Here is a 19,688-nt window from a genome sequence, read left to right as displayed (position 1 = left end):
CCCGAAGATGCAGCCGCGCCGGCGGCCTCGCCCTCGGAGGCTCTTACTCTTTCTTCGCCTCGCGCGCCCGCGCCCGGCGCCAGCGCCACAGCTTCACCACCGAGGCGGTGGTCGTGTCGCGCAACGCCGAGGTGAGGCTCTTGCGCGTCCGACCCTGTTCGTCGCGGGTGCTCTCCGCGAGCTTGGCGCCGAACCACAGCCCCGCGATGACCGCCGCGATGAGGGCGAGGATGGTGAAGATCAGGTTGATCAGCTCGGTCATGGCGTGAGGCTCACAGGTGAGGCGCCCCGAGCAGCACCCGGAGCCAGTGCGGGTACAAAAGTAGCAGAGTCGTCATCGGCAGCCGCGGCGGCTGCGACGCAGGGGCCTCTGCGGGGCTCTCCGCGGCCGCGGGCGTGTTCGGGCAGGTGCAGCCCCAGCTGGCCGGCAGGCGCGGACAGGCCGTCTCGGCGATCAGCCGGTGGCCCTCGGCGTTGGGGTGGATATGGTCGAAGCTCCGCAGCTCGGTGCGCAAGAACCAGCGCGGCACCTCGGCGGCCTCGGCCGCATCGGCCTCGAGCGCCGCAGCGCGCGCCGCCTCGTCGAGGTCCGCGTGCTGTCGCTTCCACAGCGCGTCCTTCGTCAGCGCGACGCGCATCGCCTCGAGGTCGCGCAGCGGCGCCGACGTGGCGCGCAGCGACGAGCGGTACAGGTCGACCGCGACCTCGGGCAGCTCGTCGGGTCGCCACGGCGCCTCCGCGCCGCCGATCCGTTTGCGGGCGTAGTCGCCGAGCGCCTGCTGGGGCGCGAGCACCCCGAGCACGAAATCGACCACCGTCCGCGTCGCTCGCAGGTAGCGCAGCCCGGCCGCGCCGGCCCAGCGCTTGGGGTCGGAGTCGTCGCCCCACGGCGTGAGGCTGAACGCGACCACCTTGATCCCCCGCGCGTGCGCCAGCGTGAACAGCTCGCGGATGTCGTGGTTGGTCCGCTCGGGCGTGCCGACGCTGTTGAGCCCGCCCTGGAACACCAGCCAGTACTCGAGCTCCGGGTCGCGCAGGCTGACGTACGGGTTCTCCAGGAACTGCTGCTTGAACCGCTGCTTGAGCTGCAGCGCGCCGAAGCCGACCTTCGACAGGTTGCGGACCTCGACGTTGCTGCACATCGCCGCCAGCCGCTCGGCGTAGGGCTGCTTCGGCCAGGCGCCGATCGACCCGGCCAGGACCACCACCTTGACGGGGCGCTCCTTCTGCTTGAAGCGCCACGTCGGCGGCGGCTCGACCTCGGGCGCCTCCGCGACCGGCTCGGGCTCTTGCGCGCGCGCTCCGGTCACCCACAACCAACTCGCCAACAGCCCGACGACCACGCCACGCATGACTCACTCCACAACGGCGAACGCCGCCGCCGCCAGCTCGATGCCGTCGACGGAGACCACCCGCGCCTTCCAGCTGCCGATGTACTCGCGCCGCAGCACCAGATAGGCCCGCGTGCGGTACGCGTGCAGCTCGGGGATCTGCACCGCCCGGCGGCGAAACAGCTCGCCGTCCTTCTCCCACAACACGTCGACGGTCTCCTCGACGCGGCTGTGGACCACGCGGAAGCACACGTTCACGGCCCCGTGCTTGGCCAGAGAGAACTTCTCCGACTCGCCGGTGCAGCCCTCGCGCTCGTAGGCCTGCCCGACCCAGATCTTGTCCACGTGGATCCCCGAGGTCCCGATCGCGCCCACCGGTGGTTCGTCGTGGATCCCCACCGGCAGGCGCTCGAACACGCGGGCGATCGCGGGCGGCGTCCCCGGCGGCACAGTGCGCGGCCCGGCCGCGCGCGAGTCGTCGGGCCCGAGCTCGGGCTCTTCGTCCGCCGTCGGCACGTGCGCCGCCGGCAGACGGATCTCCCGCGCCGAGGCCGGCGTGGGCGTCGCTTCGGGCCGCTCCACGCGCTCGACTCCGTCGTCCTCCACCGCCCTGCGCTCGACGCGAGGCGCCTCGAGGTTGCAAGCCAGGCACGCCAGCGCCGCCGCAGCGCCCTGCAGCCCGCAGCGACTCGCGCCCCTCGGGACGCCTTTGCCTGTTCGTCGCACGCTCGCGGCCTTCACGCGGCGGGGGGGTCACCGCGCAGCGCATCCTAACCGGTGCGTTCGCGGCCTCACAACCGCTCGTCCACAAACGCGACATCGACCGGCCTCAGGAGCGTCCTGTGCGCTTGCTCATCGGCACGCGGCGGTCTAAAGAGTGCGGCATGCTTCGTGCTCCTTTGAATTGCCTCGGTACCGTCGTCCTGGCCGGCCTCGTGGTCGCCTGCACCACGCCGCACCACGTCGGCAAAGTGCCGAAGGAGAGCCCGCCCGCTCAGGCGCCCGCCGCCGCCAGGCCGTTGCCGGCCGGCAGCGCCGAAGGGGTGCCCGAGAGCCTGCTCCACGAGTACGCGGACCGCGAGGTCGCCTCCGCCGCCGAGATCGCGACCTGGCAATTGCCCTTCCAGGCCAAGCGGATCGCCGTCGCGCTCCTGACCCTCGCCGCCAAGGACGACCTCGCCGGCCTGCCCGCCGTCTTCACCGAGCACGCGCGCTGGGGCATCCCCGACCGCCGCGAGTACGACGCCCGCCCGATCTTCGCCGACGGCGGCCGCGAGTTCTTCGACATCTTCCGCGACGCCGCCAGCCGCTTCGCCCGCAAAGAGGCCTTCTTCTGCCCGCCGGTGGTCCCGCCCGCGGCCCAGGTCTACGTCCGCAACGGCGCCGAGCCGATGTGGTGCGCCTACCTCAGCAAGGATGGCCTCGACGTCCTCGCGTTCAAGTTCGTCTACGAGAACGGCAGCGCGAAGATCGACTACATCGGCCTGCTGCCGACGCGCGCGACCGGAGGCATCTCCGCCCATCGGGGCAAGAACCCGCCGCAGCCGCCGCCGATGACGCCGCAGGTCAAGCGCGGCACCGCCCCGGTGGGCCCGTTCATGAGCTCCGGCAGCGAGTCGATCCCGCTGCAGATCGAGCGCCGCGACCCGCCCCCCGGCATCCGCCCGCCCAGCCCGGCGGGCGCCCTCGCCCCCGCCGGCGCGCCCGCCCCGGCTCCGGCGCCCACCAGCGGCCCCGCCCCGGCGACCCCCGCCCCCACCAGCGCCCCCGCAACACCGGCGCCGGCTCCCGGCCACTGACCTTGAAGGCATGTCCGAACGGACATGCCTTGCGGCGCCGGCTCCCGGTCACTGATCTTGAAGGCATGTCCGAATGGACATGCCTCTTTTGCCATGTTCTCTCGGACATGTACGAACAAGCATCTAGCCCTGGCAGTCCGCCTCGCCACTCGCCCGCGCGTTCGAGCCACGCCCATCCGGCGAGCGGCGCCCCTTTTTATTAAAGCGAATCTTCGGACATGTCCGAAGCACCAGCCAGCCAGGCGGCGATGCTGCGGTTGTCCTGGCGGCCGAGCTCGAGCTCCTCGCGCAGCGCGATCCAGTCGGCGGCCCAGCCCGCTTGTGGTTCCACGATCAGGTCGGCGTCGAGATCGGCGACTCCGCGGAAGTTGAGGCGACAGGTCTTGAGCTCGTGGGGCCGCTCGGGGTGCCACAGCGGGATCCCGTACTTGCGGCAGATCCGCGGCCGGTGGGCGTAAAGCAGGCAGGTCTCGCCGCTCCCGAGCGCAGGACACGGCTCGCCGGCCGCGTGCTCGCGGGCCCGCGCCACGATCTCCGCCCGGGTCATCGGGTCTGCCGCCGCCAGCCCCTCGCGCAGCAGCTCGCCCTCGAGCTCCGACACCGTGAAGCTCTGGCGGCAACACTCGCCGCAGCCCGGCCGGCACTGGATGTGCTCGCGGTAGCGGGCCACCACCGGCGCGACGTCGCCGTCGACGATCCGCAGGTGCACGCGCAGGCGCTGGAGCCTCGGCGTCACGGCGACGAGCCGCCGTCCTTCTGCTCGACCACCGAGCGATACGGCGACCACACGTGCCGCTCGAGGAAGCGCCGCGGCGACAGCTCGCCGCGTTCGACCGCCGCCGCGTCCTCGGCCTGGCGCTTCAGCGACGCCTCGAGCGCCCGCGTCCGCATCCCTGCCGCCGCCTCGGCCTCGGGGTGCAGCGCGGCGAACAGCGCCGGCGAGCCGCGGCCGCGACCGACCCACGTCGCATGCCAGTCGGCCAGCTGCGCCCGCAGTTGTGTCAGGTCGACGCGCCCGGCCCAGCCGTCGCGCCCCACCAAGAGCGTCGCGTAGGGGCTCAGGCCACCGCGACCGCGCGCGCGGAGCAGCGCATCCACCTCGGCGAACGACACCTCGACTCGGCCGTCCTCGTCGGAGCGGACAGTCATCACCGGCAGGACCGTCCCCTCGGTGGAGGCCACGGAGATCGTCAGGGGTCCGGCGTAACGCCGCACGACGCAGCCGGCGTACCGGGCCGCGCCGACGTCGAGCGACGTCTGCCCGGGCGCGCGCAACGGCCTGCGCCGGCACAGATACGCCTTCGACAGCACCAGGCCCATGCTCGCCAGGTGCACCGTCGTGCGATCGACGATCCCGAACGACCGCTGGCGCCCGGCCGCGAGGGCTTCGTCGGCAGCGCGGCTCAGCGGCTCCGCGCACGGGGTCGTGAGTTGTTCGCCGGCGGTCAACGCCGCCGCCACTTCGGCGCGACAGGACTCCGGCACGCGGGCGGCCACGGCGGCCGTCACTTGCGGATCGACCTCGCTGCGCCCCGGTTCGCGGCTGCGGCCGCCGAGCCCCGCGCAGCCGGCGACCAGCAGCAACGACGCCGCAGCGCGCCGCGCCGGAGCTCGGATCCCTGTGCCGCGCACCACCGCGGGCAGCTTACCACGGCCGGCGCGTCCGCCGACTTGAGCCGGGGGGCGCGCTCGGGCACTCTCCCGGGCCATGTCCCGTGCACCCCGCCGTCTCCGCCTGAGCGCCAGTCTCGCCCTCGCGCTCGCCGCCGCTGCCGTCCCCGGCTGTCTCAAAGTACCGGTCGGCGACCTCGACGCGCCCGGCGGCAAGGAAGGCAACCCGGCCGAGGCCAAGGCCGTCGTCGACCGCTACGTCGCCGCGCTCGGCGGCGAGGAGGCCCTGCGCAAGATCGCCCAGCGCACCGTCGAGGCGCGCATGACCTTCTTGCCGGAGACCGGCTGCACCGAGAAGGACGAGAACTGCCGCACCACCGAGACCGTCGGCACCTTCACCTTGCAGTCGACCGCCGACCAGCGGCTCTACCGGCGGACCGTCATCGACAAGCAGATCGAGGAGGAGGGCTTCGACGGCAAGACCGGCTGGCAGTTCCGCCGCGGCTTCCTCGTGCTCGAGGACGAGGACGAGTCGGTCATCACCCGCGAGGACGCCGCGCTGCACTGGTACTTCGACTTCGACAAGCGGGGCATCGAGCTCTCGCTCGAGAAGCCGCGCGACAAGGACTTCGACGGCAAGGCGCGGGTGCTCGACGGCGTGCGTTGGTCGACCAAGGGCGACCTCATCCCGTCGAAGACGCAGTGGTACGACCGCGCCACCGGCCTGCTCGCCGAGGAGGTGCTCGAGGACGACAAGGCCGAGCCGCCGATCAGCCAGCACATCCTCTACGACGACTACCGCCCGATCGACGGCGTCCTCGTCGCGCACAAGATCCGCCTGATGAACAAGTTCGGCGATCGCATGCAGGAGGTCCTGTTCCTGACCCAGCGCATCGACCACGCCCCGATCAAGCCCGAGGTGTTCCAGGTCCCCAAGGTCCCGCCGCCGGAGAAGGCCAAGGACGAGAAGCTCGAGGCGCTCGCCAAGGCCCGCGAGGCCGCGCGCGCCGAGCCCAAGAACCTCGACGCCCAGGTCACCCTCGCCCGCGCGCTGTGGGCCGCCTCGCACTTCGACGAGGCCGCCGACGCCGCCCAGGTCGCCCTCAAGCTCCAGCCCAAGGAGGCCGAGGCGCTGTGGATCCTCGCCCGCGCGCGCGTGCTGCAGGGCCGCTTCAAGGAGGCGCTGCCGGTCCTCGACCGCGCCGCCAAGGCGGGCGTGCGGGACGTCCTCGTCCACTCCCAGCGGGCCTGGATCGCCAGCCACCAGCGCGACTTCCCGGCCGTCGCCGAGGCCCTCGACCACCTCGGCGAGGCCAACGCCCAGCTCGCCGGTCGCTACCGCAACTTCGCCGGCAAGCCGCTGCAGGTCAGCTTCAAGGGTAACGGTTGCACCGCCGAGCTGCCGATCGCCACCGAGGGCACCGTCACCTTCGTCGACATCCAGATCGGCGAGGAGAAGGTGCGCGCGCTGGTCGACACCGGCGCGGCGGACGTCATCCTCGACGGCGAGGTCGCGGCCAAGCTGAAGATCCCGATCCGCTCGAAGTCGCGGCTCGGCGGCGAGGGCGGGGCCGAGATCGGCCACGGCCAGATCGACGCGCTGACCGCCGGCAACGCCACGATCTCGGGGATCCCCGTCGACGTGTTCCCGCACCAGGTCCTCGAGCAGATGACCGGGGGCGCCGGCGCGGCCCCGCAGGCGGTCCTCGGCGCCCGCGTGCTCGAGCTGTTCCAGGTCAACTTCGACCTGCCCGCGAACAAGCTCGTGCTCGTCAACCCGATCGCCAAGTGCAAGACCGCCCTCGCCTCGTACCGCACCGGCAGCGGCGCCCCGTTCTACCTCCACGAGACCCACTTCCTCTACGTGCTGGCCGCGATGAACGGCGCCGAGGGCCTGTTCCTCGTCAACACCGGCATGCAAGGCGTCGCCGTCACCGCCACCACCAAGGCGTTCGCCCGCGCCGGCATCGGCGCCCCGCCGCTGCGCCGCAACGAGGCCGCTCTCGTCGACGTCGCCGAGTTCACCGTCGGCAACGCCTTCAAGGCCCTCGGCCTCCGCGGCGCCTACGGCTACTTCGAGCAGAACGAGAGCAGCGACCAGTTCCGCATCGACGGCATGCTCGGCCTCGACTTCGTCGGCCGCGGCCGCCTCACCATCGACTACCCCGAGCGCAAGCTCTACTTCGCCGCCCCGCCCGCCGAGCCCGCCGCCGCCCCCGCGGCCCCGGCGAAGGGCAAGTAAGCCGACGCACACACCTGCTCTAACGGACATGTCCCCGAAAACAGCCTCACCAAGCTTCGAGGACATGTCCCAAGAGCCACCCAACCGCCGCGTTGCCGACCTCATCGAGCGGCCAGAACCGCTCCTGACCGCCAACCAACAGCGCCTTGCCCTGCTGGTCGAACGAGATGTTGCCGGTCCAGTTGGTCGACTCCAGCCAGCCGACGAACATGTCGTTATACGGCTGGTTCTTCCACGTCGGGTACTCCTTGGTGAAGAACGCCAGGTCGAAGCTGAACCTCTGACCTCATCGAGCCGTCAGAACCTGTCCCAGAGCTACCGCCGACCGGACACAGCTGTCCCAAGAGCCACCCACCGCTTCGCCGCCCTCCCTGGCCCAGCCAGCCTGTCGCAGCCTGTCCCAAGAGCCACCCTCGCTTCACCGGTAACCGCCGCTTCGTTCGGCGGCCCTGGTCTCACTGACCTTCAGAACATGTCCCAAGAGCCACCCATCGCCCACACGCGCGGGGCCGGCTCGCCACAGCCTCACTGCTCTCTGTCTTTCTTTTCAAAAAATGTCCCAAGAACTACATGACGATCGCGTCGGCTACCTCGCCGCCTGGGGTCTCCTCGGCGACGCCTGGGTCGAGCGGCCCTACGTCGAGGTCGACGGGCGGGGCGTCATCGTCCGCACTGCTGCCGGTCGGCCTGCGGACGCGCCGACGGTGGTCCACGACCTCGGCCGCCGGCTCCTCTATCCCGGCCTCGTCAACGCCCACAGCCACGCCTTCCAGCGGGCGATCCGGGGCGGCACGCACCGGCGCGGCCACGGCGATCCGTCCAGCTTCTGGAGCTGGCGCGAGGCCATGTACCGCGTCGCCAGCAGCCTCGGGCCCGAAGAGGTCTACGCGGTCACGCGCCGCTGCTACGCCGAGATGCTGCGCGCCGGGATCACCTGCGTCGGCGAGTTCCACTACCTGCATCACGCGCCGGACGGCACGCCGTACGCCGACGCCAACGAGCTGTCGCGCCAGATCTTGCGCGCCGGCGCGGAGGTCGGGATCCGGGTCGTCCTGCTCGAGGTCTACTATGAACGCGCCGGCGCCGACCGCCCGCCGCTGCCCGAACAGCGCCGCTTCTGTGACGGCACCGTCGACCGCTACCTCGTCCGCATCGACGCCTTGAGATCCGAGGGCCACGCGATCGGCCTCGCCCCGCACAGCGTCCGCGCCGTTCCGCTCGCCGCCTTGCGCGAGCTCGCCGACTACGCCCGCACGCACGACCTGGTGCTCCACGCTCACGTCTCGGAGCAGGGCCGCGAGAACGAGGAGTGCCGCGCCGAGCACGGCCTCACCCCGACCGAGGTGTTCGCCGAGGCCGGGTGCCTCGCCCGCCCCGGCAGCTTCACCGCCGTGCACGCGATCCACCTCGAGGACCGCGACCACGCCCTGCTCGCCGGGCACAACGTCTGCGCCTGCCCGACCACCGAGGCCGACCTCGGCGACGGCATCATCCCCGCCCCGCGGCACCGCCAGCACGGCACCGGCCTGGCCCTCGGCAGCGACAGCAACGCAGTGATCGATCTCGTCCAGGAGGCTCGCCTGCTCGAGATGCACGAGCGTCTGCGCGCGCAGGCGCGCCTGTGCCTCGCCGGGCCCGAGCCGGTCGCTCGCACGCTCCTCGACATCGCCACTCTCGGAGGTGCTCGCGCCCTCGGGCGCCCCGAGCTCGGCCGCCTCGCGCCGGGGAACCCCTTCGACGCCTGCGCCGCCGACCTCGACCACCCCCACCTCGCCGACCTGCCGGACGACCAGGCCCACGACGCTCTGTGGCTGTCGGGCACCGCCGCCGCCATCGATCGCGTGTTCGTGGGCGGAGTACGACGGCGCTAGACCCCCACTGCCGCCGGTGCTACGTCCGCACCGTGCGTCCCCTCCTCGCCCTCGTCCTCGCGTGCAGCGCGTGCACGGGCGCGACCGAGAAGTCGCGCGCGGCGTGGGACAAGGCCGTCAGCGGCCGCGACGGCGCGAGCAAGGGCTCGGGCGGGGCCGGCGGGGGCCGCGGCACCACCCGCGGCAACGGGCTGCGCGACAACTGGCAGGCGCTCGCCCAGTTCACCACCGACGCCAGCGAGATGCTGTCCGGCGGCTCGACCACCGTCTCGGTCCCGCGGCTGGCCAAGCAGCTGTGCAGCGAGGTCCCGGAGGCCCTCGAGCAGGACCCTCCGCCCGAGGCCGTCCTCTGCGCGCCCAAATCCCCGTTCGCCGCGCTCGGCCACGAGTTCGAGCTCGAGCTCGGCCGTGACAGCACGATCGGCCTGGTCGCCCGTGAGCTCTCCGATCAGGACAGCGGCGAACTGGTCCGTCAGGTCATGCAACGGCTGCGTGGCATCTGTCGCGAGCCGTGGGTCTCCGCGGCCCGCGCAGACAACGCTCTCGCGGACTTCCATCGCTGCCCGACCGCCACCGGCGCAGAGGTCGTGGTCGGCCGCTTCCCGATCAACCTGGCCGCGGGCCAGTGGCACTTCTCGCTGGCTGTACTCGGCCCGGGCTAATATCCTCCCGCCACCCGTATGGACACCCTCTCCACCGCGCCCACGAGCCACGGCGGGCTGATCTTCCCGCTCGACATGTTCCGACCGACGGTGTTGGCGGCCGTGATCGCCGAGCTGTTGCTCGGCAAGGTCCGCAACATCCTCGACGCGACGCTCGAGATCTCCCGGCACCCGACGTCGCCGCTGGCGCTGGCGCGGATCCACGGGAACGTCGTCGGCGACGACCCCGCCGAGTTCTGGCGCACCAACCCGGACATCGCGCTCGCCGCCAGCCAGGCGGTGCCGCGGCAGTGCTTCGTCTACTACGTGCGCACCGGCCCCAACCGCCGCGAGGGCTTCCTGGTCGCGCAGCGCGGCCAGGCGCTGGCCGCCGACGACAGCGACCGCGACGCCGGCGGCCAGCACTGGCCGGTCACGCGCCTCGTCGACCAGCTGCGAATCACCGTCGGTGACCTCGCCAACGGCTTCCCCGGCGGCCCCCGCATCGAGCTGTCGCTGATGGAGCCGACCGGCAACGACCAGAACCTGCTCATGACTCTGGTCGGCCAGCCCCCGGGCGACGCCGGTGACGAAGAGCTCGACGACATGGGCGAGGAGCCGCCGCCGCCGCCCCCCGCGCGAGGTGGAGGCGGTGGGCTGACGCAGGGCTTCTCGGCCCCGCCGCCGCCGAACTCCGCGAGCGCCCACGCGGCGCCGAGCCAGCAGCAGGCCAAGGCTCCCGCCAAGGCGCCGCAGATCAGCGCGGCGGACGACGCCAAGCGCCGCGCCACCGAGCGAGCGGCCGAGCTGCAGGAGCTTCAGACCCGCAGCGAGAACGCCGCCAAGTCGCTGCGCTACGTCGAGGACGAGCAGGGCCTGGTGGTCCTCGTCCCGGTCGAGCTGTCCGAGACCTCCGTGCTCAGCAACTACGCGGTGTCGGCGGTCGAGAGCTCGCTGCCCGACGGCTTGCCGGGCTCGCTCCTCAAGACCCTCACCGGTCGCTCGATCGACTTCGCCGTCAAGGTCGAGTTCTTCAGCGAAGTGTTCGTCGACGCCCAGCCGCTCAACCGCCCCAAGTTCGAGGAACGCGCCCGCGAGCTCGACCTCGGCGGCACGAAGGTCAAGGCCCTCGAGGTCCTGGCGCCGCGCCTCGGCATCGGCACGCTGCTCCGGCTCGGCAGCACCAACGTGTTCGTGTCCCGCCGCCCCGACGCGCCCCTGCCGGCCGAGCTGCTGCTGTCGCTGCTGAAGAGCTGAGCCGCCGCGAGTCCGTGCGATTCACGAGCAGCCGACGGCGAGCCCTCGCAGGCCGCCCTCGGCTGCTCTCGCATCCGAACCACTACTCGCGCACGAGCCCCTCGCAACACGGTACACGCGAGAGCTCCACGCCTCGTCGACGCCCGAACGAACGGGCGATGCGTTCTTCGGCTCGAAGCGTGCACCTGTCGAAGTACACGTAGCTCATCGCGGGGTCGCCTCCACCTCGCCGACGACCACGCGGTCGATTGCCTCGCGCTTCGTCGCCTCGCACTCGTGATCTCCGCCTCGCCGAAGCGAATGCAGCGCATCGCTTCCCCAGCGCGGCTCCTCGTCGCGTGGCTTCGCGCTCAGCGCCCCAAATTCGTCGCAAAGCGGCGCATCTTCTTCGCGGAGATCGCCTCTTCGGCGCGCCTCTGCGAGCATGCTCGCGCGCCGCGGCGCGTGCTTCGTGCGGGGTCGCGCGCGAAGCCTTGCTTGTCTCCACGCCGAGCGCCTCGACTTCACTGCGAGAGCTCTTCCTCGCCATCTCCGCCGACCGGCGAGGCATCGAGGCGGATGGGAGATCGTCTCGCACGCGATCTCCGATCGCGACAACGGCACCGATCCCGGGGAGGAGAGCGGGCCGTTTTCGCTGGATGGGCCGAGGAAGAACTTTCCGCTGGCCGGCGAGAGGCATCGAAGCGGATGGGAGATCGTCTCGCACGCGATCTCCGATCGCGACAACGGCACCGATCCCGGGGAGGAGAGCGGTGCCGTCTTCGCTGGATGGGCCGAGGAAGAACACTTACCGGCGACAAACGGCATCGCCTCCCGGAGGGAGGAGCGATGCCTTGTCGGCGCGGATGTTCACGCGGAGAGGTGGTTCTTGAGGCTCGACAGGATCGCCTCTTCGCGGGCGGCGATCGTGGTGTCGGCCGGGTCGCTGAGCTTGTCGCGGATCAGCGCCTCGAGGATCACCATGCGCTCGGGGTGCGGCGGCAGGTGCTGGGCGAGGCCCAGCTTGCGGCTGGCGAGCACCTTGAGGAAAGGCTCGATCTTGCGGATCTCTTGAGCGATCCGCATCGTCGCTTCTTTGCCTTCGCCTCGGCGGATCTGGAACTTCGGGGCGCAGCGCTCGACCGCTGCGACCAGGTCGCGGGCCAGGTCGACATCCACCTGGTCTTCGACACCGAAACTCGCCACGACGATGGGTCGGCTCTGCGCCTTCTTGTTCCCCTCGCCGGACCACCAGACGTTGTGCGCGATGGACAGGTAGGTCCTGCGCGACTCACCACATCGGACTTTGTTTCTCCGCAGATACATAGGGATAATCCTTCCTCAGGCAATCCAAGGTTGCGCGTGTGACCCCGGCATCAGGCCGGCACCATTTTGGACGCAGGTGCCGGGCAAAACTTCAACCTTGTCCCCGTGGTCTGTGCCCCTGTTTGCCTGCATCCCAAGGCTCCCTGTGCCCACGAACACAAGGCTAGCGTTTGCGCCAGAGGGTCGCCAGAGATTTCCGACTGCTGCAGCCAAATTGCTCAATTTCTTTGGGTTTTTTCACGCGTTTCGGGGCCGTGCGCGACTCACGCGGCGCGTGATACCTGGGCCCACACGCCTGATGGCTCTAGAAATCGCAGTTCCGCGGCGTCCGCGGGAAGGGGATGACGTCGCGGATGTTCTCCATGCCCGTCACGTACATGACGAGGCGCTCGAAGCCGAGGCCGAAGCCTGCGTGGGGTGCAGTGCCGAAGCGACGGGTGTCGAGGTACCAGCCGTAGTGCTCGGGGTTCAGGCCTGACGAGCGGATCGCGTTCACCAGCACGTCGAGTCGCTCCTCGCGCTGTGAGCCGCCGATCAGCTCACCGATCTTCGGCACCAGCAGGTCCATCGCCGCGACGGTCTTTCCGTCGTCGTTGCGGCGCATGTAGAACGCCTTGATCTCGGTCGGGTAGTCGGTGACGCAGACCGGTCGACCGACCACCGTCTCGGTCAGGTAGCGCTCGTGCTCGGCCTGCAGGTTGGCGCCCCAGTGGACCGGGAACTCGAACTTCTGGCCCGACGCTTCGAGGCGGCGGACCGCCTCCGTGTAGGTCATGCGCTCGAAGCCCGACTCGAGCACGTGCTGCAGGCGGGCGACGAGGCCCGGGTCGATCTGCTTGTTGAAGAACGCGATGTCCTCCGCGCAGCGCTCGAGCGCCGTATGCATGAGGTGCTTGACGAACGCCTCCGCCAGCGCCGCGTCGTCGTCGAGGTCGCACCACGCCATCTCCGGCTCGATCATCCAGAACTCGGCGGCGTGGCGGGTCGTGTTCGAGTTCTCGGCGCGGAACGTCGGGCCGAACGTGTAGATGTCGGACAGGCCGAGCGCGAAGGCCTCGCCGTTGAGCTGGCCGGACACGGTGAGGTACGACGAGTGGGCGAAGAAATCCTCGTGCCAGTCGACCGCGCCCTCCGGCGTGCGCGGCGGGCTGTTCACGTCGAGCGTGGTGACGCGGAACATCTCGCCGGCGCCCTCGGCGTCGGAGCCGGTGATGATCGGCGTGTGTACGTACACGAAGCCGCGGGCCTGGAAGAACTCGTGCACCGCCTGGGCGAGGGCGCTGCGGACGCGGAAGACGGCGCCGAAGGTGTTGGTGCGCGCGCGCAGGTGGGCGATCTCGCGCAAGAATTCGAAGCCGTGGCGCTTCTTCTGCAGCGGGAAGGTCGAGTCGGCGAGGCCGATGATCGTCACCTCGACGGCCTTGAGCTCGACGCGCTGGCCGGCCGCGGGGGAGGCGATGACCTCGCCGACGACCTCGACCGCGCTGCCGGTCGTCAGCTTGCGCAGCTGCTCGTAGTTGGCGACCTCGGGATTGACCACGACCTGGAGGCTGGCGAAGCACGAGCCGTCGTTGAGCTCGATGAACACGACTTGCTTGCTGTCCCGGACGGTGCGGGCCCAGCCCTTGACGCGCACGCCGGCGCGTGGGGGCTCGAGCTGGAGCACGTCCACGATCTTGGTCCGCGGGGTCTGCATGGCGGACCGAAGCGTAGAACCCCTGGCCTGCGGTTCGCAAGTGCGGTACAGCGACGCCGCGCGCATGACCGCCTTCCTCGACCCGCCCGGCAGCGCCCCGAACCCGGCCGCGCCGTCGCTCTCGACCTCACCGCCGACGTGGCTGCCGATCCAGGAGCGCTTCGTCTCGCTGCAGGGTGAGGGCACGCTCGTCGGCGTCCCGAGCTCGTTCGTCCGCGTGTCCGGCTGCAACCTGCGCTGCGCGTGGTGCGACTCGCCGGCGACCTCCTGGGCCCCCTCGGGCCGTCGCACCGACCTCGCCGAGCTGGTCGCCTTCTGCGCCGCCGGGCCGCGCCACGTCGTCCTCACCGGCGGCGAGCCGCTCCTGTTCGCCGGCGTCGCCGCGCTCAGCCGCCGCCTGCGCGAGGCCGGGCACCACATCACCGTCGAGACCGCCGGCACAGTGTGGCTCGACGGGCTCGCCTGCGACCTCGTGTCGCTGAGCCCCAAGCTGCGCCACAGCACCCCGTGGGCCCGCGACCCGGCGCAGGCCGAGCGGCACGAGCGCGCGCGCCTCAACCTCCCCGTGCTCGCGCGGCTGATGGCGAGCTACCCGTGGCAGCTCAAGTTCGTCGTCCGCGCCGACGCCAGCGCCGCCGACGTCGCCGAGGTCGAGGCGCTGCTGCGCGAGCTCTCGCTGCCCGACGAGCAGCGCGGCCGCGTGCTCCTGATGCCCGAGTGCACCGACAGCGAGGCCCTGCGCGAGGCCTACCGGGCGCTGCTGCCGATCTGCATCGAGCGCGGGTTTCGCCTCGGCGAGCGGCTCCACATCCACATGTTCGGTCACACGCCCGGCACCTGACCTCGCGGCGCGGGGAAGGGGTAAAAAGAAGCCGTGCTCTACTCCTGGCTCAAGGCGTTCCACATCATCGGCTTCGTCGCGTGGTTCGCCGGGCTCTTCTACATCTTCCGGCTGTACGTCTATCACGTCGAGAACCGCGACAAGCCGGAGATCACCCAGCTGCTCGCGACCATGGAGCGGCGGCTGTACCGCGGGATCTGCTGGCCGGCGATGATCTTCACCGCCACCTTCGGCGTCGCCCTGTTCGTGCAGATGCCGGGCTTCTACATGGCGCAGGGGTGGTTCCACGCCAAGCTGCTCGGCCTGTTGCTGCTGATCGGTTACCACCTGTACTGCGGCAAGGTCCGCAAGGACCTCGCGGCCGGGCGCTACAACCTGACCTCGCGGCAATGTCGGCTGCTCAACGAGGCGCCGCTCGTCCCGCTCTTTCTCATCGTCATCATGGTCGTCGTCAAGCCGCACTTCGGCGGCTGATCCGCTCCGCGCGGCCCGGCCGGCCGTTTGCGCCCGCGACGCGGCCCGTGCAACGCGACCCCGGTTTTTTGCTATCCTGCCGAAGATGGTCGCCCTGCCCCGCTGCGCGTCGTCCTGTCGCCTCCTGGCGCTGGCGGCGTGCGCGTGGCTGCCCGCCTGTGACGACGCCGACGCGTCGTGCGCCGCGCTCGCCGACGAGGGCCTGCTCATCACCGCGTACATCGACCACGACGGCAAGCAGGCGCGCACCGAGATCGAAGTGAAGCGCGTCGACGACGACGCCGGGCTGTCGCTCGCGCTGTGCAAGCGCAGCTCGATCAGCGTCGACGGCACCGCGGCCACGCGCGTGCGCCGGCCCAGCGGCTCCTACGTCTACAAGGTCGACGGCGTCGACAAGGCCAAGGAGGGCGGGGCGGTGAAGCACGAGCTGCGGCTCGTCGACGACGACTACGCGGCCACTTACCTCGTGTCGGTCGAGGCCCCGGCGTTCGAGATCACCGCGCCCAAGGCGGGCGCCAAGCTGCCGCGCACGCAGGCGTTCGATGTCGCGTGGACGCCGGCGCGGCCCGAGGCGACGATCCTCGCCCGCATCGACGACGCCATCGACGGCGTCGCCTGCCTGGCCGAGCCGTTCGAGCTCGAGCTGCCCGACGAGGGCGCGGCGCAGGTGGCCCAGGGCCAGCTCAAGACCGGCCTGACCCGGCCCGAGCCGTGCAGCGCGACCCTCCGCCTGTCGCGCGTCGCCACCGGGGCGCTCGAGCCCGCCAGCGGCGCCTCTCGACTCCACGCCGACAGCCGCGCCTCGGTCGCGACCTGGCGGTCGCTCAAGTTCACGTCTGACCCTTGAGACATCCTCCATGAAACTGCCATCCAAAGGCGTCCTGATCCGGATCTGCATCTACGGCCCGCTGCTCGCCTTCTTCGGCTACCAGGCGTGCCAGAAGTACAAGGCCGAGCAGGAGCAGGAGCAGGCCGCGCCGGTGCTCGACGGGCGCAAGCACACCTTCACCCTGCCCGACGGCAAGTCGGTCGAGGTCGTCGAGATCACCGAGGACCAGGCGCGGCAGATGGGCTTCGACCCCAGCAAGAGCGGGCCGCCCGGCACGGCCGAAGCGCCCGCGAAGGCGGCCGACGCGGAGGACTCCAAGTCGCCCCCGGCGGCCCCGACACCGGCGAATTGACCGCCTCTGCACGATCGCGTAACCCTCACGGGCCATGGAGCAGAAGGACTTCTTCAAGCGGTCGGCCAAGGCGCTCGAGCACATCGACGCCGGCCTCGGCTCCCTCGAGCTCGAGGAGCTCGACGTCCAGCTCGCCGGCGACGTGCTCACGCTGGCGTTCAAGGACGGCGCGCGCTTCGTCATCAACGCCCACAGCGCGGCCGGGCAGATCTGGATGGCCGCCGGCACCACCGCGTGGCACTTCGACTTCGTGCCCGAGCAGGGCAAGTGGGTCGCCCGCAAGACCGACGATGAATTGATGGCGACCGTCGCGCGGGTCGTCGGCGCCAAGCTCGGGACCGAGGTGTCCCTTTGACCAGGTGATCGCGTGCGCGAGGTCCGACCTTCCTCGACGGCTCTGGGCCTCGTCGCGGCGCTCGCCGCGGCTTGCTCGCAGATCACCTCGGAGACGGTGATCCGCACGACCGTCCGCCCCGACGCGCGACCGCTGGTGAACGAGGTCAAGGTCGTCGCGGTGGCGGTCGAGGCCCGCTGGGCGCAGCGCGGCGGCAACCTCGAGGTCGAGCTCCGCGAGCTGCGGTCGTGCCAGACGGTGGCGCACCTGGCCGCGCGACAGGAAGAGCGGATCGTCCGCAAGCCGGACGCGATGATCTACTTCGAGTACGGGCTGGCCGCGGTCGCCCTCGGAGTGTCGGCGCTGGCGTTCGCGCGGCCGGAGCTGTTCGCGGCCGAGGCGAGCTACGACGAAGACCGCATGCAGTACGTCCGCGACCTCAAGACGGGCCGCCGCGTCGGCGGGGTGTTCACGGCGGTGGGCCTCGGGCTGTTGACCGCGGGCATCGTCGACAGCGTGCGCGCGCGCGACCGGGTGCACGTCAGCGACACGGTGGCGCTGCGCGAGGGGCCGGTGCAGCCGTGCTCGCCGCCCGACGGGCCGGCGAGCGGCCGCGCGGTCGAGCTGGTGATCGGCGAGCGCGTCCTCGCCAGCACCGCCGACGCCGAGGGGCGCGTCCGCTTCTCGTTGCCGGCCGAACCCGAGATGTCCTCGGAGACAGATTCTCCTCCTCGGGCGCTGGCGGCGACGCTGCGGATCGGCTTCGCGGGGGCGCTGCCGATCTCGCTGGTGACCCCGTACGCACACACGGCGGACGCGCCGCACACGGGCACGACCCGGTCGGGGCCGCAATGATCGTCCTCGATGCTCGCCCCGCGCCGGCGCGCGCGCGATGGAGGTCACGATGACTGCGCTGGCCTACGTCGGCCTCGGCAGCAACCTCGGCGACCGGGCGGCGACGCTGCGGGCGGCGGCCGAGGAGCTGCGTGCGGGGGTGATTGCGGGGACCGAGCTGCTGCGCTGCTCGCCGGTGTTCGAGACCCGACCGCTGGGGCCGTCGCTGCACCCGTTTCTCAACGCGGTGGTCGAGCTGCGGACGGGGCTGGCGCCGGAGCCCCTGCTGACGGAGCTCCTCGCGCTCGAGGCCCGGCACGGCCGGACCCGGCGCGAGCGCTGGGAGGCGCGCACGCTCGACCTCGACCTCCTGGTCATGACCGAGGCCGGCCGCTCGCTGCAGGTCCACACGGAGCGGCTCGCGCTGCCCCACCCCGAGCTGGCCCGTCGCGACTTCGTGCTGGCCCCGCTCGCGGCGCTGCGCCCGGACCTGCGCCCAGGCGGCGGCGCCACGGCGGCCGAGCTGCTCGCGGCCCTTTCCCCCGAGGATCGCACGATCCTCGCGCACGACAGCGCCCCGCTGTGCTAGCTTCCCGGCGCCCAGGCGGATAGCTCAGCGGTAGAGCGGCGCCCTTACAAGGCGCGGGTCGCAGGTTCGAACCCTGTTCCGCCTATCCCAGCACGAAGGGGCCGAGCGCTTCGCCGGCCCCTTCGTGCTGTCTCATGAGACATGACTAAAAAGTCATGCTCTTCGGGACATCTTCCCGCAGGCGCGCCTTTGGCTCTCGCGTGATGCGGGTGATCGAGGCGATCGCGGCTGTCCATTAGGACATGTCCCATGGACAATGTCCTGAAATTACAAGAGGCCGAGCGCGCGGCGCTCGGCCCCATGCTGACCTTCAGGTCATGTCCTTACGGGCAGGGGAAGATCTCGTCGAGGGCGGCGATGCCCTTGGCGACTTCCTCGGGGCCGGGGGCCTCGGCGGCCCACAGACCGGCGAGGTCGGCGGCGGCGGAGGCGGCGCGCTCCTCGGCCTCGCGGCCCAGCACGGGGCCGGCGACCTGCAGGAAGGCCCACAGGACGTTGGTCTCGGCGCTGCTGCACGCGGCGTCGACGTACTGCTGCATGTAGTCGCGGACGATCACGGCGTAGCCGCGGTGGAGGCCCTGGTCGAGCTGCTCCCAGCCCTGCGCGAACAGGTCCTGCTGGTCGGTGGGCAGCTCGTCGAGCAGCGGGTACTCGCCCATGTCCTGGGCGATGTCACGCCAGCAGCGCGTGGCCATGATGCCGTCGTGGATGCGCTCGTGGGCGTTGGCGCTGAGCGCCTGGACCTCGGCGGCGATGCCGATCGGGGCGTCGATCGCCTCGCCGCCGGTGTAGTAGGCCCACGCCGAGTCGCAGTCCTTCGGCGCGACCGTGGCGCAGGTGTTGGCCTCCTTGTAGACCGACAGGTAGAGGAACCAGAGCAGGCCGCCGTGGATCCGCGCAGCGTGGATGTTGGCGTCGCCCTCGCCGGCCTGACCGGCGGCGAACGCCTCGTCGACGATCGGCTGGATGTGCGCCGGACCGACGCAGCGCTCGGGGTACTTGGTCACCAGCGCCTCGACGGTGCACTGCTTGTCGGGGTCGACCTGCGGGTCCCACTCGGCCTCGGGGATCGGCGGGTAGTGCATGTCCTCGCGGCGGACGAGGCGCGACTCGAGGCCCTCGGGGAGCACGTACTCGTTGCGCGCCGCGGTGAAGTCGTCGCCGGTCGGGTCGGCCTTGCGCCACAGCAAGTCGGCGATGTTCTCGTAGGCGACGATGCGGGCGATCGTGCTCGGCGGGCTGTCGACGAGGGTGTACGGGCCGTCGTCGGACACACAAGCCGGCCACTCGTCGTCGGCCGAGTTGTTCTCGCGGGGCTGGTAGTCGCTGGCCAGCGGCTCGCAGGCGGACTCGTCGATGCCCGGGATGTCGATGCCGTCGCAGGCACCTTCGGTGGTGGTCCCCGGGTCCGTGGTCCCGGTCGGCTCCTCGGTCGTCCCGGTCGGTTCTTCCGTGGTCCCGGTCGGTGCGTCCGTCGCGGTGCCGTCGGTGCCGTCGGTGCCGTCGGTGGTCGTGTTGTCGGTGGTCTGGTCCGTGGTAGGCGAATCAGTGGTGCTCGGGTCCTCGGCCGGACAGGCGGTGAGCGCCACCAGGGCAGTGCAAAGGGCTAAATTTCTCATGGGGAAACTCGCTGTGGGTTCCCCGCGACGGTATCGACGCCTTTACCCCCGGCCTACGGCACT

The 19,688-nt window shown here is 71.1% G+C and carries 21 protein-coding genes and 1 tRNA gene; 13 read left to right on the top strand and 9 right to left on the bottom strand.

Annotated features, from left to right (window positions below; genetic code table 11):
• Window positions 1-43 precede the first annotated feature (43 nt).
• Genes O0S08_RS48520 through O0S08_RS48510 form a run of 3 tightly spaced genes read right to left on the bottom strand, consistent with a single transcriptional unit; the run spans window position 44 to window position 1,913 of the window.
• Entirely contained in the window at window positions 44-262 is a 219-nt protein-coding gene (locus O0S08_RS48520; RefSeq protein ID WP_269036372.1) for a hypothetical protein, read from the bottom strand.
• A gap of 10 nt (window positions 263-272) precedes the next feature.
• A complete protein-coding gene (locus O0S08_RS48515) occupies window positions 273-1,352 on the bottom strand; it encodes an SGNH/GDSL hydrolase family protein (RefSeq protein ID WP_269036371.1) in 1,080 nt (359 codons plus the stop codon).
• A 3-nt stretch (window positions 1,353-1,355) separates the two neighbouring features.
• Window positions 1,356-1,913: a DUF2914 domain-containing protein gene (locus O0S08_RS48510; protein WP_269036370.1), complete on the bottom strand. Its 558-nt coding sequence runs from the start codon at window positions 1,911-1,913 to the stop codon at window positions 1,356-1,358.
• Window positions 1,914-2,215: 302 nt separating this feature from the next.
• Between O0S08_RS48510 and O0S08_RS48505 the strand changes: the two genes are divergently transcribed.
• A complete protein-coding gene (locus O0S08_RS48505; RefSeq protein ID WP_269036369.1) occupies window positions 2,216-3,130 on the top strand; it encodes a hypothetical protein in 915 nt (304 codons plus the stop codon).
• A 199-nt stretch (window positions 3,131-3,329) separates the two neighbouring features.
• Here O0S08_RS48505 and O0S08_RS48500 read toward each other — a convergent pair whose 3' ends face one another.
• Window positions 3,330-3,866, bottom strand: a complete 537-nt coding sequence (locus tag O0S08_RS48500) for a YkgJ family cysteine cluster protein (protein ID WP_269036368.1) — start codon at window positions 3,864-3,866, stop codon at window positions 3,330-3,332.
• Window positions 3,863-4,765 (bottom strand): hypothetical protein, encoded by a 903-nt coding sequence (locus tag O0S08_RS48495; RefSeq protein ID WP_269036367.1) that lies wholly within the window; start codon window positions 4,763-4,765, stop codon window positions 3,863-3,865. The genes O0S08_RS48500 and O0S08_RS48495 overlap by 4 nt, the downstream gene beginning before the upstream one ends.
• Before the next feature lie 73 nt (window positions 4,766-4,838).
• Between O0S08_RS48495 and O0S08_RS48490 the strand changes: the two genes are divergently transcribed.
• Complete coding sequence (locus O0S08_RS48490) at window positions 4,839-6,983, top strand: aspartyl protease family protein (protein ID WP_269036366.1); 2,145 nt, start codon at window positions 4,839-4,841, stop codon at window positions 6,981-6,983.
• 46 nt (window positions 6,984-7,029) lie between these two features.
• Here O0S08_RS48490 and O0S08_RS48485 read toward each other — a convergent pair whose 3' ends face one another.
• Complete coding sequence (locus O0S08_RS48485; protein ID WP_269036365.1) at window positions 7,030-7,194, bottom strand: hypothetical protein; 165 nt, start codon at window positions 7,192-7,194, stop codon at window positions 7,030-7,032.
• 343 nt (window positions 7,195-7,537) lie between these two features.
• On the opposite strand from O0S08_RS48485, the gene O0S08_RS48480 reads away from it, so the two are divergent.
• Genes O0S08_RS48480 through O0S08_RS48470 form a run of 3 tightly spaced genes read left to right on the top strand, consistent with a single transcriptional unit; the run spans window position 7,538 to window position 10,752 of the window.
• Window positions 7,538-8,854: a formimidoylglutamate deiminase gene (locus O0S08_RS48480; RefSeq protein WP_269036364.1), complete on the top strand. Its 1,317-nt coding sequence runs from the start codon at window positions 7,538-7,540 to the stop codon at window positions 8,852-8,854.
• Between the two features lie 32 nt (window positions 8,855-8,886).
• The gene (locus tag O0S08_RS48475) at window positions 8,887-9,516 is read left to right on the top strand and encodes a hypothetical protein (RefSeq protein ID WP_269036363.1); all 630 of its coding nucleotides are present in this window, start codon (window positions 8,887-8,889) and stop codon (window positions 9,514-9,516) included.
• A gap of 18 nt (window positions 9,517-9,534) precedes the next feature.
• Window positions 9,535-10,752, top strand: coding sequence for a hypothetical protein (locus tag O0S08_RS48470; protein WP_269036362.1), 1,218 nt, complete (start codon window positions 9,535-9,537; stop codon window positions 10,750-10,752).
• 849 nt (window positions 10,753-11,601) lie between these two features.
• On the opposite strand, the gene O0S08_RS48465 is transcribed toward O0S08_RS48470, so the two are convergent.
• Both O0S08_RS48465 and asnS read right to left on the bottom strand, forming a co-directional pair.
• A complete protein-coding gene (locus tag O0S08_RS48465; protein ID WP_267683333.1) occupies window positions 11,602-11,937 on the bottom strand; it encodes a hypothetical protein in 336 nt (111 codons plus the stop codon).
• Between the two features lie 424 nt (window positions 11,938-12,361).
• Window positions 12,362-13,753, bottom strand: a complete 1,392-nt coding sequence (asnS, locus tag O0S08_RS48460; RefSeq protein WP_269036361.1) for an asparagine--tRNA ligase — start codon at window positions 13,751-13,753, stop codon at window positions 12,362-12,364.
• A gap of 64 nt (window positions 13,754-13,817) precedes the next feature.
• Here asnS and O0S08_RS48455 point away from each other — a divergent pair, with 64 nt between their 5' ends.
• The 8 genes from O0S08_RS48455 (at window position 13,818) to O0S08_RS48420 (ending at window position 18,091) form a co-directional block, all read left to right on the top strand.
• Window positions 13,818-14,594, top strand: a complete 777-nt coding sequence (locus O0S08_RS48455) for a 7-carboxy-7-deazaguanine synthase QueE (protein WP_269036360.1) — start codon at window positions 13,818-13,820, stop codon at window positions 14,592-14,594.
• Between the two features lie 33 nt (window positions 14,595-14,627).
• Entirely contained in the window at window positions 14,628-15,068 is a 441-nt protein-coding gene (hemJ, locus tag O0S08_RS48450; protein ID WP_269036359.1) for a protoporphyrinogen oxidase HemJ, read from the top strand.
• Between the two features lie 85 nt (window positions 15,069-15,153).
• On the top strand, window positions 15,154-15,915 hold the full coding sequence (locus tag O0S08_RS48445) for a hypothetical protein (RefSeq protein ID WP_269036358.1): 762 nt from the start codon (window positions 15,154-15,156) through the stop codon (window positions 15,913-15,915).
• Window positions 15,916-15,925: 10 nt separating this feature from the next.
• Window positions 15,926-16,249, top strand: coding sequence for a hypothetical protein (locus O0S08_RS48440; RefSeq protein WP_269036357.1), 324 nt, complete (start codon window positions 15,926-15,928; stop codon window positions 16,247-16,249).
• Window positions 16,250-16,283: 34 nt separating this feature from the next.
• On the top strand, window positions 16,284-16,604 hold the full coding sequence (cyaY, locus tag O0S08_RS48435) for an iron donor protein CyaY (RefSeq protein ID WP_269036356.1): 321 nt from the start codon (window positions 16,284-16,286) through the stop codon (window positions 16,602-16,604).
• Window positions 16,605-16,616: 12 nt separating this feature from the next.
• On the top strand, window positions 16,617-17,438 hold the full coding sequence (locus O0S08_RS48430) for a hypothetical protein (RefSeq protein ID WP_269036355.1): 822 nt from the start codon (window positions 16,617-16,619) through the stop codon (window positions 17,436-17,438).
• 49 nt (window positions 17,439-17,487) lie between these two features.
• Window positions 17,488-18,006, top strand: a complete 519-nt coding sequence (gene folK / locus O0S08_RS48425; RefSeq protein WP_269036354.1) for a 2-amino-4-hydroxy-6-hydroxymethyldihydropteridine diphosphokinase — start codon at window positions 17,488-17,490, stop codon at window positions 18,004-18,006.
• A gap of 13 nt (window positions 18,007-18,019) precedes the next feature.
• A tRNA-Val gene (locus tag O0S08_RS48420) sits at window positions 18,020-18,091 on the top strand.
• Between the two features lie 238 nt (window positions 18,092-18,329).
• Here O0S08_RS48420 and O0S08_RS48415 read toward each other — a convergent pair.
• On the bottom strand, window positions 18,330-19,625 hold the full coding sequence (locus O0S08_RS48415; RefSeq protein ID WP_269036353.1) for a hypothetical protein: 1,296 nt from the start codon (window positions 19,623-19,625) through the stop codon (window positions 18,330-18,332).
• Window positions 19,626-19,688: the final 63 nt, after the last annotated feature.

The sequence above is a fragment of the Nannocystis punicea genome (genome assembly GCF_026965555.1).
In the GTDB taxonomy this organism is placed as follows: domain Bacteria; phylum Myxococcota_A; class Polyangia; order Nannocystales; family Nannocystaceae; genus Nannocystis; species Nannocystis punicea.
Note: the sequence above shows the minus strand (reverse complement) of the source record. Positions and strands in the feature narration are given on the sequence as shown.

Excerpts from the sequence above, each read along its gene's own strand:
- O0S08_RS48520 (WP_269036372.1), bottom strand. The coding sequence starts at position 262 with ATGACCGAGCTGATCAACCTGATCTTCACCATCCTCGCCCTCATCGCG.
- O0S08_RS48515 (WP_269036371.1), bottom strand. The coding sequence starts at position 1,352 with ATGCGTGGCGTGGTCGTCGGGCTGTTGGCGAGTTGGTTGTGGGTGACC.
- O0S08_RS48505 (WP_269036369.1), top strand. The coding sequence starts at position 2,216 with ATGCTTCGTGCTCCTTTGAATTGCCTCGGTACCGTCGTCCTGGCCGGC.
- O0S08_RS48490 (WP_269036366.1), top strand. The coding sequence starts at position 4,839 with ATGTCCCGTGCACCCCGCCGTCTCCGCCTGAGCGCCAGTCTCGCCCTC.
- O0S08_RS48485 (WP_269036365.1), bottom strand. The coding sequence starts at position 7,194 with ATGTTCGTCGGCTGGCTGGAGTCGACCAACTGGACCGGCAACATCTCG.
- O0S08_RS48480 (WP_269036364.1), top strand. The coding sequence starts at position 7,538 with ATGTCCCAAGAACTACATGACGATCGCGTCGGCTACCTCGCCGCCTGG.
- O0S08_RS48470 (WP_269036362.1), top strand. The coding sequence starts at position 9,535 with ATGGACACCCTCTCCACCGCGCCCACGAGCCACGGCGGGCTGATCTTC.
- asnS (WP_269036361.1), bottom strand. The coding sequence starts at position 13,753 with ATGCAGACCCCGCGGACCAAGATCGTGGACGTGCTCCAGCTCGAGCCC.
- O0S08_RS48455 (WP_269036360.1), top strand. The coding sequence starts at position 13,818 with ATGACCGCCTTCCTCGACCCGCCCGGCAGCGCCCCGAACCCGGCCGCG.
- O0S08_RS48445 (WP_269036358.1), top strand. The coding sequence starts at position 15,154 with ATGGTCGCCCTGCCCCGCTGCGCGTCGTCCTGTCGCCTCCTGGCGCTG.
- O0S08_RS48440 (WP_269036357.1), top strand. The coding sequence starts at position 15,926 with ATGAAACTGCCATCCAAAGGCGTCCTGATCCGGATCTGCATCTACGGC.
- cyaY (WP_269036356.1), top strand. The coding sequence starts at position 16,284 with ATGGAGCAGAAGGACTTCTTCAAGCGGTCGGCCAAGGCGCTCGAGCAC.
- folK (WP_269036354.1), top strand. The coding sequence starts at position 17,488 with ATGACTGCGCTGGCCTACGTCGGCCTCGGCAGCAACCTCGGCGACCGG.
- O0S08_RS48415 (WP_269036353.1), bottom strand. The coding sequence starts at position 19,625 with ATGAGAAATTTAGCCCTTTGCACTGCCCTGGTGGCGCTCACCGCCTGT.